Consider the following 13,588-nt stretch of genomic DNA (forward strand, 5'->3'; position numbering starts at 1 on the left):
TCGCCGCCGCCTGGATCCTCGGCATCGCCGTCCTCGGCTTCTTCTGGGCCATGAGCCACTTCAACAAGGACCGCACCCACTGATCCGAAACCCGGCCGAACCGAACCGACCTGACACGTTCGACGGCCGGCAGAAACAGTCCACAAGCAACGGGCAGTTATAGCCCTTCGAGGCGCTGGAAGCGCGAGATGAGGTACTGGTGATGGAACGTCAGCTAGTGGTGGACGGTGCACAGGGCGAGCTCCTCCGCATCGGATGGGACTCCCTGCAGGACACCGACCCCGAGCTCGCCTCGCTGCTGGACGCGGAGGTGGGCCAGCAGAACACGACCCTCGCGATGATCGCCTCGGCGAGCATCGCCGACCCCTCGGTCCTCGCGGCCGGCGGAGCGGCCCTGTCCAACGTGACCGCCGAGGGCTACCCCGGTGCCCGGTACCACCCCGGCGCCCAGCAGTTCGACCGGGTCGAGAACCTGGCGGTGGAGCGGGCCAAGCAGCTGTTCGGCGCCCAGTACGCGAACGTCCAGCCGCACTCCTGCTCCTCGGCCAACCTCGCGGTCCTCGCCGCGCTCGTCCCACCGGGCGGCACCATCCTCGGCCTCGACCTCGACGCCGGCGGTCACCTCACCCACGGCTCGCGGGCCTCGGTCACCGGCCGCCACTACCACGCGGTCCACTACGGCCTGGACGAGGCCGGCCGGATCGACTACGCCCAGGTCGAGGCCCTGGCCCTGGAGCACCGCCCCAAGGTCATCATCGCCGGGGCGAGCGCCTACCCGCGCACCGTGGACTTCACCCGGTTCCGGGCCGTCGCCGACCAGGTGGGCGCGTACCTGCTCGCGGACATCTCCCACATCGCGGGACTGGTGGCCGCCGGGGTGCACCCCAGCCCGGTCGACGTCGCCCACATCACCACCATGAGCACGTACAAGCAGCTCGGCGGCCCCCGCGGCGGCCTGATCCTGAGCGGGCGCGAGTACAAGACGCCCGGTCCCGACGGCCGCACCCCGCTCGGCCGGCTCATCCAGCGGGCCGTGTTCCCGCAGTCGCAGGGAACTCCCAGCCCCGCCTCGATCGCCGCCAAGGCCCGCGCCTTCTCGGTGGCGGCCGGACCCGGCTTCCAGGAGACGGCCCGCCTGATCGTCGAGAGCGCCTCCGCGCTCGCCGCCGAACTGTCCTCCCTCGGCTACCGGATCCTCACCGGCGGCACCGACAACCACATCGTCCTGCTGGACACCACCGACGTCGGCCTGACCGGTGTGATCGCCGAACGGGCCCTGGAGGAGTGCGGGATCCTCGCGAACCGCAACCGCATCCCCGGTGACACCAAGCCGCCGCTGGTCACCAGCGGTCTGCGCCTGGGCACCAACATCCTCGCCCAGCGCGGCATGGGCCCGGAGCAGATGGCGGAGTGCGCACAGCTGCTCCACACCGTCCTCAAGGCCACCACCGCGCTGACGGACACCGAGTACCGGATCGACCCCGCACTGGTCGCCACGATCCGTGAGGAGGTGCGCTGGCTCTGCGCCCGGCACCCCCTGCCCATCGAGAGCCCCAGCAGCGTCACCAGCGTCGAGACAACACTGATCGGAGTCGGACCATGATCCACGACCGTACCCACGACGCCTCCCAGGAGGCCTGGGCGCCGGTGCTCGTACCGACGGACCGCCCGCGCCTTCCTGACGTGGCGCCCCGGTGCTCGGCCGTGGCGCACTCCCAGCTCGAGATCGAGGTCCCGGCCGCCGCCGACGGGACCGGCTCCACCGGCGTACTGGCCGCAGCCTTCGCGGCCCTGCTCTTCCGCTACACGGGCCAGGACCGGATCGCCCTGGCCGGCCCGGACGGCGAGACCCGCTTCCCGGTCGACGGCGCGGCCACCCTGCAGGAGCTGGCCGCGGCCGGCACCGCCGGGACCGCCACCGCCACCCCGGTCGTCGCCTTCGCGGCCGACGGCACCCCCGCCCGGGACCACGCCCCGTACGAGCTCCAGCTGCTCGTCCGCGGCGAGGCCCTGGAACTCCACTACGACGCCGCGCTCTTCGACCGCGACACCGCGGTCCGCCTGCTCGACCACTACCGCACGCTGCTCACCGACGCACTGGCGTCCCCGGGGCAGCCCGTCAACCTGCTGCGGCTGCTCACCGACGAGGAGCTGCAGCGCACCCTGGTCGAGTGGAACCGCACCGAGACCCCGCTGCCGGCCCACGGCACCCTGCACGAGGCCTTCGAGGCCCAGGTGGAGCGCGCCCCCGAGGCCACCGCCGTCGTGCACGGCGGCCGGCGCATCGGCTACGGGGAGATCAACGCCGCGGCCAACCGCCTGGCCCACCACCTGCGTTCCCTGGGCGTCGGCCCGGATGTCCGGGTCGGCCTCTGCCTGGACCGCTCCCCCGCCCTGCTGATCGCGGAGCTCGCCGTCCTCAAGGCCGGCGGCGCGTACGTCCCGCTCGACCCGGACTACCCGGCCGACCGGATCGCCATCATGGTCAACGGCACCTCCTGCGCCGTGATGATCAGCCGCGAGGACCTCACCTCGAACCTGCCCGAGCTGGACGAGCAGAGCCCGCCGCTGGTCCTGGTCGACCGGGACGCCGAGGTCCTGGCCGCCCTGCCGGAGCACAACCCCGAGCCCGTCGCCGGCCCCGAGCACCTCTGCTACATCATCCACACCTCGGGATCCACCGGTGCCCCCAAGCCGATCGCACTGCGGCACCTGGGCGTCCTGAACAACATCGCCGACCTGAACACCCGCTTCGCGGTGGGCCCCGAGGACTCCGTCCTCGCCCTGTCCTCGCCCAGCTTCGACATGTCGGTCTACGAGTTCCTCGGCCTCACCGCCGCCGGCGGCACGGTGATCGTTCCCGACGCCGGCCGCACCAAGGACCCCGTCCACTGGGCCGAACTGGCCGCCGCCGAGGGCGTCACGGTCTGGAACTCCGCCCCGGCCCTGCTGGGCCTGCTCGCCGACCAGCTGGAGCAGACCGGCGCCGACCCGCTGCCGCAACTGCGGCTGGCCCTGCTCGGCGGCGACTGGGTGCCGGTCCCGCTCGCCGAGCGGGTCCGCGCCTTCGCCCCCGACCTGCGGTTCATCGTGATGGGCGGGGCCACCGAGTCCTCCATCCACTCCACCATCTTCGAGGTGGAGAAGGCCGACCCGGACTGGACGAGCATCCCGTACGGCCGTCCGATGGCCAACCAGCGCACCTACATCCTCGACGAGGCCCTCCAGCCGGTGCCTCCGGGCGTTCCCGGCGAGCTGTACCTGGCCGGGGTCGGTCTGGCCCGCGGCTACCTGAACCAGCCCGAGCGCACCGCCGAACGCTTCATCGAGTGGTCGTACGGCGAGGTCCGCGAGCGCCTGTACCGGACCGGTGACGTCGCCCGGTTCGGCCCGGACGGCCTGATCGAGCTGCTGGGCCGCGCCGACTTCCAGGTGAAGATCCACGGCCTGCGGGTGGAGCTCGGTGAGATCGAGAGCGTGCTGCGCGCCCACCCGGCCGTGCGGCAGAGCGTGGTCGTGGCCCGCTCGAACCGGCTCGTCGCCTATGTGGTGCCCGAGGCGGGCGACGGCGACGCCGGCGCGCCGGCCCTCGACACCGAGGAGCTGCTCAGGACGGCCGCCGCCCGGCTGCCCGAGTACATGGTGCCCGCCGCCGTGGTCACCCTGGAGAAGCTGCCGCTCACCCCGAACGGCAAGCTGGACCGGAAGGGGCTGCCGGAGCCGGAGCTCACCACGGCCGCCTACCGGGCCCCCCGCACGGCCGAGGAGGAGACCCTGGCCGGGGTGTTCGCCGAGGTCCTCGGCGCCGACCGGATCGGCATCGACGACGACTTCCTGGCCATCGGCGGCGACAGCATCCGCGCCATCCAGGTCGTCACCCGGGCCCGCGCCCGCGGCCTGGAGGTCACCCCGCGCCAGATCCTGCAGTCCCGTACGGTCGCCGCGCTCGCCGTGGTCGCCACGGGCACGGACCCGGCAGCGGAGGCGGCCGGTTCCGCCCCGCTGGCCTCGCCGGACTCCCCGGAGTTCCGGGCCTGGCAGCAGCGCTACCCCGGGCTGTCCGACGTATGGCCGCTGACCGCCCTGCAGTCCGGCATCCTCTTCGAGTCCACGCTCAACGACACGGGCTACGACGCGTACCAGATGCAGACCGTGTTCCACCTGTCCGGTCCGGTCGACCCCGCCCGGATGCGGGCCGCCGGCCAGGCCCTGCTCGACCGGTACGCAAACCTGCGCGTGGCCTTCGTACCCGATTCCGACGACAACCTCGTCCAGCTCGTGGTGGACGGTGTGGCGCTGCCCTGGCAGGAGGTCGACCTGACCGGTCTGGCCCCTGCCGAGCGCGACGCGGCCTTCGAGGCGTTCCTGACCGAGGACTACGCCCGGCACTTCGACCGCACCGCACCCCCGCTGCTGCGCCTGACCCTGGTGCAGTTCGGAGAGGACCGCCACGAGCTGGTCCTCACCACCCACCACGTGCTGATCGACGGCTGGTCCGAGCCGATCCTGATGCAGGACCTGCTGCGGCTGTACGCCTCCGACGGGGATGCCTCCGGGCTCCCCCGGGTCCGCGACTTCCGCGAGTTCCTGGCCTGGCTGGACCGGCAGGACCGCGCGGAGACCGCCAAGGCCTGGGCCGAGGAGCTCGCCGGGGTCGAGGAGCCGACCCTGCTGGTGCCGGCCACCGCGCCCCGGGCGCAGGCCTCCGGCGCCGGATCGGCCGGGCTCGGACTGTCCGAGGACGAGTCCCGCAGCCTGTTCCGGAAGGCCTCCGAGCTGGGTGTCACCGTGAACACCCTGGTGCAGGGTGCCTGGGCGGTGCTGCTCGGTGAGCTCACCGGCCGCCGGGACGTGGTGTTCGGTGCCACGGTCTCCGGCCGGCCGGCGGCACTGCCGGGGGTGGAGTCCATGGTCGGACTGTTCATCAACACCCTTCCGGTGCGGGTCCGGTACGCCCCCGGCGACACCCTCGCCGAGGTGCTGACCGGCCTGCAGGACCGGCAGTCCGTCCTGCTGGACCACCACCACCACAGCCTGACCGAGATCCACCAGGCCACCGGACTGGACACGCTGTTCGACACCCTGGTGGCGTTCCAGTCGTACCCGGTGGACCGGGTGGGCATCGCGGAGGCGACCGCGGCGGCCGGGGTCGAGGTGACCGGCATCCGTGCGGAGGGCGCCGCGAACTACCCGCTCGCCCTGATCGTCGAGACCGAGCCGCATGTCCGGCTGAACCTGCAGTACCACCGCAACCTGTTCACCGAGGAGGCGGTCGACGACATCGCCGAGCGGCTCCACGGGGTGCTCCGGCAGCTGCTGGCCGACTCGGACCTGCGGGTCGACGCGGTCGACGTGCTGCTGGACGTCGAACGCGACCGGATCATCGCGGGCTACCGCGCGGCGGTCACCGCCGCCTCGGTCACCGCGGACACCCTGCCCGCTCTCGTCGAGCGGCAGGCGGCCTCGGCCCCGGACGCGGTCGCAGTGGTCTCCGGCGGGCTCTCGCTGACCTACGGGGAGCTGAACCGCCGGGCGGATGCCCTGGCCCGGCACCTGGTCCGGCTGGGTGCCGGACCGGAGGCGGTGGTCGGGCTCGCCCTGCCGCGCTCCGCTCAGCTGGCCGTGGCGCTGCTGGCGACGCTGAAGTCCGGTGCCGCGTTCGTGCTGGTCGGCTCCGGCCGGTCCGGCCCGGAGCGCGATCCGCTGCCGGCCCAGGCGGGCGCCGGACTGGTGCTCACCCAGGCGGACGTCGACGCTCCGTACGCCGTCCCGGGCGCCGGGGACCGCGTCGCGGCGGTGCCCGCCGCCCCGCAGCAGCTGGCCTGGCTGCGGCGGGCGCCGCAGCAGGACGGTGCGCCGGCGGGTGCCGCGATCAGCCACCGCGCGCTGGTCGAGGGGGTCTCCGGGTTCGCGTCCGGGGCGGGTCTGACGCCCGGCACCCGGCTGCTGGCGGCCTCGCCGCACGGCGATGCGGTGGCCTTCGAGATCCTCGCCGCACTGAGCGGGGGCGCCTGCGTCGAGGTGGTCCAGGACCTCGGGGCGCTGGCGGAGCGGGGCGGCTGGTCGGGCGATGTGATCAGCACGACCGCGCCGTTCTTCGCCGGGCTGCTGAACGGCTCCACCGGTGCCGGTGCCGGTGCCGGTGCCTTCCGGGCCGGGACGGTCGTCCTCACCGGCGAACCGGTGCTCGCCTCCTTCGCCCGGCGGGTCCGTACGGCGATCCCGGGGGTCCGCGTGGTGGGCAGCTACAGCCCCGCCGGAACGGTCCGGGCCACCGCCTTCACGGTGCCGGCCGGGGACGAGGACTCCGCCGGTACGGGAACCCGTACCGGAACCCTGCCGCTCGGCGACCCGCTCGACGGCCTGCGGTTCCACGTGCTGAACGAGTCCTTCGCGCCGGTTCCGACGGGCGTGACCGGAGCCCTGTACGTCGGGGGCGGGGTGGCCCGCGGCTACCACGGCCGGGGTGCCCTGACCGCCGACCGGTTCCTGCCGGACCCGTTCGGTCCGGCCGGGGCCCGGATGTTCCGCACCGGCGACCTGGCCCGCTGGGGCCGCGACGGCCGGCTCGAGCTGATCGGGCGCGGCGGCTCGCAGGTGAAGATCCGCGGGCGGCGGTTCCGTACCGACGAGGTGGAGGCCGTGCTGGCCGCGCACCCGGCGGTGTCGCAGGCGGCGGTGGTCGCCCGCGCGGCGGACGGCCCGGGCGGCGACGACCAGCTCGTCGGGTACGTCGTACCGCTGCGGGTGGGCGGCACGGTGGCTTCCGCTTCGGCGGGCGTGACCGCCGAGCAGCTGCGCGAGTTCGTGGCGCAGCAGCTGCCGGAGCACATGGTGCCGGCCACGGTGGTGACGCTCGACGAGCTGCCGCTGACGGTGGACGGGACCGTGGACCGGGACGCCCTGCCCGAGCCCGGCGCGGACACCGCCGCGGACGCCGGCCACCGCCCGGGCCGCACCCCGCAGGAAGAGGCGGTGTGCGGGGTGTTCGCCGAGGTGCTCGGCGTCGAGCGGGTCGGCATCGACGACAACATCTTCGCCCTCGGCTGCAACTCGCTGAAGGCGACCAGGATCATCGGCCGGCTGCGGCGGACCGTCGGACTGGAAGTCTCCATCCGGCTGCTCTTCCAGCACCCGACCATCGCGGAGCTGTCCGGGCACCTGAAGCCCGCAACGGCCAAGAGCCGGCCCGCACTCGGCAAGTCGATCAAGCAGACCGTGAAATCCATCAAGAACGAAACGAAGGAATCGGTGATTCAGATGCGCGCTCAGGCTCAGGACCAGGCTCAGCAGCTCAAGGAGAACCTGGAGGAGTCCTACCGCGAGCAGTACTCCGGCGCTGACTTCAACGCCCGGATCCAGGAGGACATCGACAACCGCATCCAGAGCAGCATGCAGTGGGGCGGCAACAAGCCGAAGGACCCGAAGGACGCGCAGCGCCGGCTGAAGCGGATGCTGGAGCGCTTCGCCGAGGAGGTCCGCGACAACACCAAGCACCACGAGCTCACCGAGGAGCAGCTGAACGCGGTCCAGGAGACGCTGACGGCAACCCTGGCCACGCTCCGCACCCGAGTCACGGAGAACCGCAAGACCCTCTGATCCGAACTCTGATCCGGCTCACCTCCTCCCCTGGGCGAGCACCGCAGCCCCCCGGCCGTGACAGGCCGGGGGGCTGCGCGCGTGCCGGGTCAGGTCAGGTCAGCCGCGGGTGCGCAGGGCCGAGGTGAGGTCGGCCGCGGCGGCCGAGAGGCGGTGGCGCGCCTCCTCGACCTGTGAGGTGGTCACCCCGTGGTCGCGGGCCGCGTCGCGGACGTCGTCGCGGAAACGGTCCAGCAGCCGGTCCAGATCGCGGGCCGGATCCCCGGTGGGAGCCAGGTCGGCGGCCCATGCGGAGCCGGTCTTGCGCGCTTCGGCCGCCGGCTCGGCCGGGCCGGTGCCACCGAGCCAAGCCCCGAGCTTGTCCGTGATGTCGGACAGGCCGGACCGGGCGAACTGCTCCTGCAGCTGGCCGGCGATCCGCTGGACCTCCTCGCGGGCCTTGTCCTGCGCCTCCTTGGCCTGCCGGCGTGCCTGCTGGGCCTCCTCGCGGGCCCGGCGGCTCTCGTCCTTGGCCCGGCGGGCCTGTTCCTTCCACTCCTGGCGGGCCCGCCGGAGCTCCTCCTTCGCCGCGGCCCAGGCATCGTCCGAGGGGCCCGGGTCGGGGGTGGCGGAGGCAGAGGCCGCGGCGCGCATCTCGCGCCGCAGGTCGCCCGCTGCGCCGCGGACGTCGTCGCGTATCTCGGCGGCCAGTTCGGAAACCGACTCGCGGATCTCCAGCTCCAGGTCGGCGAGTTCACCGCTGCGGCCGGCCAGTTCGGCCCGGCCGGCATCGGTGATCGAGTACACCTTGCGCCCGCCCTCGGTGGCGTGCGTGACCAGCCCCTCGGCCTCCAGCTTGGCCAGCCGCGGGTAGACGGTGCCGGCCGAGGGCGCGTACAGGCCCTGGAAGCGCTCCTCCAGCAGGCGAATCACCTCGTACCCGTGGCGCGGCGCCTCGTCCAGCAGCTTCAGCAGGTAGAGGCGGAGGCGGCCGTGGGCGAAGACGGGCGGCATGTCAGAGCACCTTCTTGTCGAACGAAAGGGGGGCCGACGTCTCAGAGTTGTCGGGGCGGCGCAGCAGGGCGATGGACCCGGAGACGGTGGTGGCGCGGAGCGTGCCGGTGCCGTCCCCGAGCGTGCCGGTGATCTTCTTGGAGCCGATCCGGCCGGAGACCCGCAGGTCCTCGAAGGCGTTGGAGATGCCGCCGCTGGTGGTGCTGGCCTCGACCCTGGCGTCGGCCGGGTGCGGGAGCCGGATCGCGACCTGCCCGGAAACGGAATTGAGGCTGATGTCGACCGGCCGCTCGGCGGCGGGGTCGGGGGCCAGGTCGAGGAGCATGTCCCCGTTGACCGATTCGGCCTGTACGGTGCCGGCCGAGCCGTCGACGAGGGTGAGTCCGCCGGAGACGGAGCGGAACCGGAAGTCCCCGTTCACGGACTGGGCTTCGACGCTACCGGTGACGGTGCGGGTGCGGACGCTGCCGGACAGGCGCACGAGGGTGGCGTCACCGGAGACCCCGTGCAGCTCGGTCCCGCCGCGGATGCCGGAGACGACGGAGGCCGCGCCGACCGCGGCGATCTGGACGCGGGCGTCGACGGGCAGGGTGAGGGTGACGACGGCGCTGCGCTCCCAGGCCTTGCGGCCGGAGCCGGACCGCCAGCTCTCCCACGGCTTGGAGTCGAACCATTCGCGCAGGCCCTGGGAACCGTTCCAGGGCAGGTCTTCGTAGGACACGGTGAGGGTGTCGCCGTCCTGCACGATGTGCAGCGGGGGGCCGTCCACGGCGGAGACCTCCAGCCGGGCCGGCCCTTCGTCGGTACCGACGACGTTGACGGTGCCGTCCAGGACGCGGACGCGCAGGCGCTTCACCGGGGATTCGAAGGTGAGTTTCTGCGGCTCGGCGATGGACCAGGTCTGCTCGGCCATGGGTGCGGATCCTCCTCGTCGGAACGCGACGCAACATATCGCGTCTTCCGCCTAACACGATATATCGCGCCCCACCCAAGTCAAGGCCGGCCCCGAGCAAAGCCCCGCCCGCCCTGCGGGCCCGGCCCGTCCGGAGCGGGCCCAGAGGCGGAGCCCGCACCCCCTGGGGGCGCGGGGGCGTGGCCCCAGCCCCAAAGCAGGGCCCGAGCGAAGCCCCCCGCGGCGGGCCCGGCCGGGGGCGTAGCCCCGAAACGGGCCAGGCGAAGCCCGCAGCCACCGCGGGGCGGGGCGCAGCCCGGAACCTGGGTCCGGGCGCAGCACCCACCGGCCGGGGGGGGCCGCGGGCGGAGCCCCGCAAGCGGGTCCGGGGCGCAGCACTCACCGGCCGGGAAGCCGGGGGCGGAGCCCCGGAAGGGTGCTGGGCGGGGCCCGCGCGCCGTGCGGGGGCCGGTGTCCCGTGCTCGGGGCGGAGCCCCGGAACCGGGGGCCGGGCGAAGCCCGCATACCCTGCGGGCCCTGCCGCCCCGCGGCCGGGGCGCAGCCCCGCGGCCCTGCCGGGCGGAGCCTGTACGGGCGCAGCCCCGGAAAGCGGGCCCGGCCCCCGCAAGGGGGTTAGGCCGCGGACAAGAGGGGGCTGCCTGTGCGGTGGAGCCAGGCGCGGTATGGGGCCGTTCGGAGCGCCAGCTCCCGGTAGGCCGCCCGCAGGTCCGCGTACACCTCCGCATGCGCCCCCGGCCGCGTCGCCAACAGCAACCGCACCGCCAGCGGATCACCCTGCAGCGGCCGTATGGCCATGTCGTCCCGCGGCCCCGACGTCGGCTGGCACGGCGCCACCGCCTCGCCCGACACGATCAGCGAAGCCGCAGTGTGGTAGTCGGTGTGCAGCACCGGCGGGTCGAGGCCGGCGCCGGCGAACACCCGCCGCAGGCCGTCCCATTCGCCGTCCACCGACGGGTCCACCGTCCACCGGTCCCGCGCAAAGTCCTGCAGGTCCACCACCGGCTGCCGGGCGGCCGGATGGTTCCGGGCCATCGACACGAACTGCGGCTCGCGCTCCATCAGCACCCGCATCTGCAACCCGGCCGGCACCCGCAGCGGGCTGCCCTCCACCTCGTGGACGAAGGCCACATCCAGCTGCCCGGCCGCCACCATCCGCAGCAGCGCGTTCGCCGACACGTCCACCACCAGCGTGGTCTCGGTGTCGGGGAGCCGCCGGTGCAGCCTGCGCAGCCAGCCCGGCAGCGCCCGGCTGGCGGTGGAGCCGATCCGCAGCCGCTGGCCGTGCGCCTGCGCCCGCGCCTCTGCGACCAGCGCGGCCATCTCCGCCAGCAGCGGCCGGGCCCGGCCGAGCACGGTGCGCCCGAACGGCGTGGGCCGGCAGCCGGTGCGCTCGCGCAGGAACAGCTCCCCTTCCAGAGCCCGTTCGATCCGCTGAAGCTGCGTGGTCAGCGAGGGCTGGCTGACGCCGAGCTGCCGGGCGGCCTTGTGCAGACTGCCGGCGTCGGCAATGGCGCACAGCGCGCGCAGATGCCTCACCTCGAGCTCCATGACCCGAGAGTAGGACGCGGCCCGCAGACCGCACCAGCCACTAACACCCCACCTATTCCCGCCATTTTCAAGCGAGTTGGCCAGAGTTGGCCAGTCCGCCACCCTCCCGATAGCCCGGTGTTATCGAGCGCTGACATCATCCGCCGGCCACCCCGGCTCCCCCAGACTCCGGTACCGGAACCACCCACCCCCCGCACCGGATTCAGGAGGAGCCCCCCACCATGCGCCACTCCCGACGCACCAGCAGCTCCCGTAAGGCCGTTCTGGCCACCGTGATCGGACTCGGTCTCGCGACCGCCCTCGGCGTCACCGCCCCCGCCGCCGGCGCGGCCCCGGCGCCGATGCCGGCCGGGAACGCCGCGAGCTATGCCGCGTACGAACGGTCACAGGAGAACGCGGACGCCAACCGCGCCTTCTTCGACGCCGTGCAGCGCTCCGTGGCCGAGCAGCGCAAGGCCAACCCGGGCGCGCTCGCGGTCACCGTCACCTACAACACCCGCAATGCGCCCAGCTTCCGCACCCAGATAGCCCGCTCCACCCAGATCTGGAACAGCTCGGTGTCCAACGTGAAGCTCCAGGAGGTCTCCTCGGGCGGGAACTTCGCGTACTACGAGGGCAATGACTCGCGCGGTTCGTACGCCAGCACCGACGGGCACGGCCGGGGCTACATCTTCCTCGACTACCGGCAGAACCAGCAGTACAACTCCACCCGGGTGACCTCCCACGAGACCGGGCACGTGCTCGGCCTGCCGGACCACTACTCGGGTCCGTGCAGCGAGCTGATGTCGGGCGGCGGGCCGGGCACGTCCTGCCAGAACGCGCAGCCGAACGGGGCGGAGCGCTCACGCGTCGACTACCTCTGGCGCAACGGCCTGGTCGCCCAGCGCTAGAGCGGAACTCCCACCACTACGGCGCGCCGGGCTCGTACTCAGGGCACTCCGGGTTCCGGCAGGGACCCGGGCCCCACGCCGGTACGAAGGCCCCCAGGACCTTGCGCCGCCTGAGCACCGTATCGACAGGGCGCCCGCAGGCCGGGCAGAACAGCTGCTCGTGCCCGGCCTGCGGGGCCACCGTCAGATGACGATACTGATCATGACCGCTCATATGTCTACATTAGTCCGCTTTGCTCCGGTTCACCCGGAAACCGGTTCACCCGGAGACCCGGAGACCCGGTTCAGCGCTTGCGCGCGTAGGTGGAGACCACCTGGCCGCCCCCGAAGCCCTTCACCCCGAGCAGCTCGACCTCCCGCACGCCGAACCCGGCCCGGGTCATCGGCACCCCGGACCCGGCCACGACCGGGTAGGTCTTCACCACGAACTCGTCGATCTCCTCCACCAGCTGCCCGGCCAGGTCGGCGCCGCCGCACAGCCAGATCCCGAGACCGTCCTGCGCCTTGAGCTCGCGCACCCGGGCCACCACATCCCCGGCGATCAGCTCGACGGCCGGGTCGGGCGAGGTGGCCAGCGAGCGGCTGACCACGTACTGCTCCAGGTGGGCGTAGGGGCTGGTGATGCCCAGCTTGAGACCCTCCTCGTACGTCCCGCGGCCCTGGATGACCGCGTCGAAGCGCCGGGCCTCGAGGTCCTTGATCCCGAAGAATTCCTGCACATGAGTGGGCAGGGTCTCCGGGTACTCCGCGGCCATCCAGTCCCGGTACTCGGGGTCCAGCCACTGGTTGAAGAAGTCGGCGTTGCCGTCCGGCCCGCCAATGAAGCCGTCGACCGAGGTGGCGACGAAATAGGTCAGCTTGCGCAAAGAATCCCCCCCTGAATGAGCAGCACTCCAACTCGAAGCACTTCGAGCAAAGTACTACACATGAAGTGGTTGCGCAATCAGCGGCGCACCCAGCCGTGCAATCAGCCGCGCGGCTTGCGCCACATGGGCCACATCGGCGGCCCGTCCGGCAGCTGTACCGCCGTCCCGGTGAACTCCCAGCCCAGCCGCTCGTACAGCCGCTTGCTCCGCTCGCTGCTCGCCTCCAGGTACGCCGGTACGCCGTCCCGGTCGCAGGCGTCCAGCACCGGCCGCATCAGCCCGGTCCCCAGCCCCTCCCCCTGCCGGGCCGGATCGACCGCGATCATCAGCAGGTACTCGTGCTCCTCGGCGGTCGGGTGCACCTCGCCGGTCAGCCGGCCGACCAGCTCGCAGCGCTCGTTGTCCGGATCGGCCACCGCGCGCATCTTCGCCGGGATGTCCTCCTCGTCCTCGTCCTCGTGCTCCCCGGCCGGGACCCGCAGCCACAGGGCGGCGCAGGAGCCGTCCACGGCGTAGTCGATCCGGCCCTGCTCGAGCGCCACGTCCACGAACACCCCGAGGAACTTCCCGTGCACCGCGCGCCGGTGCTCCGGGTCGGGGAAGACCCAGCTGCTCACCGGGTCGTTCCGGAAGGCCTCGTCGAGCAGCCGCGCCACCGCGTCCCGGTCCGACGGCCCTGCCTGGCGTATGTCCAGCCCCACTGGTCTCACCCTTCGCTCACGCGTCAACAACCGTGAGTGATCCTAGAGTTGGCCGGATCATGCGGAAAGGAGTGTTCC

General features: G+C 72.9%; 8 protein-coding genes. 3 read left to right on the forward strand and 5 right to left on the reverse strand.

Annotated elements, in window-relative coordinates:
* The first annotated feature begins 202 nt into the window (after nt 1-202).
* Together glyA and ABT123_RS29180 are read left to right on the forward strand one after the other, a co-directional pair.
* The gene (gene glyA / locus ABT123_RS29175; RefSeq protein WP_351320074.1) at nt 203-1,603 is read left to right on the forward strand and encodes a serine hydroxymethyltransferase; all 1,401 of its coding nucleotides are present in this window, start codon (nt 203-205) and stop codon (nt 1,601-1,603) included.
* Nucleotides 1,600-7,599, forward strand: a complete 6,000-nt coding sequence (locus ABT123_RS29180) for a non-ribosomal peptide synthetase (RefSeq protein WP_351320076.1) — start codon at nt 1,600-1,602, stop codon at nt 7,597-7,599. The genes glyA and ABT123_RS29180 overlap by 4 nt, the downstream gene beginning before the upstream one ends.
* Nucleotides 7,600-7,698: 99 nt before the next feature.
* Here ABT123_RS29180 and ABT123_RS29185 read toward each other — a convergent pair whose 3' ends face one another.
* The 3 genes from ABT123_RS29185 to ABT123_RS29195 form a co-directional block, all read right to left on the reverse strand.
* Nucleotides 7,699-8,592 carry a helix-turn-helix transcriptional regulator gene (locus tag ABT123_RS29185; RefSeq protein ID WP_351320078.1) on the reverse strand — a complete coding sequence of 298 codons (894 nt, stop codon included), beginning with the start codon at nt 8,590-8,592 and terminating at the stop codon, nt 7,699-7,701.
* A 1-nt stretch (nt 8,593) separates the two neighbouring features.
* A complete protein-coding gene (locus ABT123_RS29190) occupies nt 8,594-9,505 on the reverse strand; it encodes a DUF4097 family beta strand repeat-containing protein (RefSeq protein ID WP_351320080.1) in 912 nt (303 codons plus the stop codon).
* A gap of 612 nt (nt 9,506-10,117) precedes the next feature.
* Nucleotides 10,118-11,053 (reverse strand): LysR family transcriptional regulator, encoded by a 936-nt coding sequence (locus ABT123_RS29195; RefSeq protein WP_351320081.1) that lies wholly within the window; start codon nt 11,051-11,053, stop codon nt 10,118-10,120.
* Nucleotides 11,054-11,274: 221 nt separating this feature from the next.
* On the opposite strand from ABT123_RS29195, the gene snpA reads away from it, so the two are divergent.
* A complete protein-coding gene (gene snpA / locus ABT123_RS29200) occupies nt 11,275-11,943 on the forward strand; it encodes a snapalysin (RefSeq protein ID WP_351320083.1) in 669 nt (222 codons plus the stop codon).
* A gap of 284 nt (nt 11,944-12,227) precedes the next feature.
* Here the strand turns inward: snpA and ABT123_RS29205 are convergent, their stop codons facing one another.
* Together ABT123_RS29205 and ABT123_RS29210 are read right to left on the reverse strand one after the other, a co-directional pair.
* The gene (locus tag ABT123_RS29205) at nt 12,228-12,809 is read right to left on the reverse strand and encodes a dihydrofolate reductase family protein (protein WP_351320085.1); all 582 of its coding nucleotides are present in this window, start codon (nt 12,807-12,809) and stop codon (nt 12,228-12,230) included.
* 101 nt (nt 12,810-12,910) lie between these two features.
* A complete protein-coding gene (locus ABT123_RS29210) occupies nt 12,911-13,510 on the reverse strand; it encodes a GNAT family N-acetyltransferase (RefSeq protein WP_351320087.1) in 600 nt (199 codons plus the stop codon).
* Nucleotides 13,511-13,588: the final 78 nt, after the last annotated feature.

Origin of the sequence: Streptomyces sp. NPDC002054, from assembly GCF_040296685.1 — a bacterium.
GTDB lineage: Bacteria > Actinomycetota > Actinomycetes > Streptomycetales > Streptomycetaceae > Streptomyces.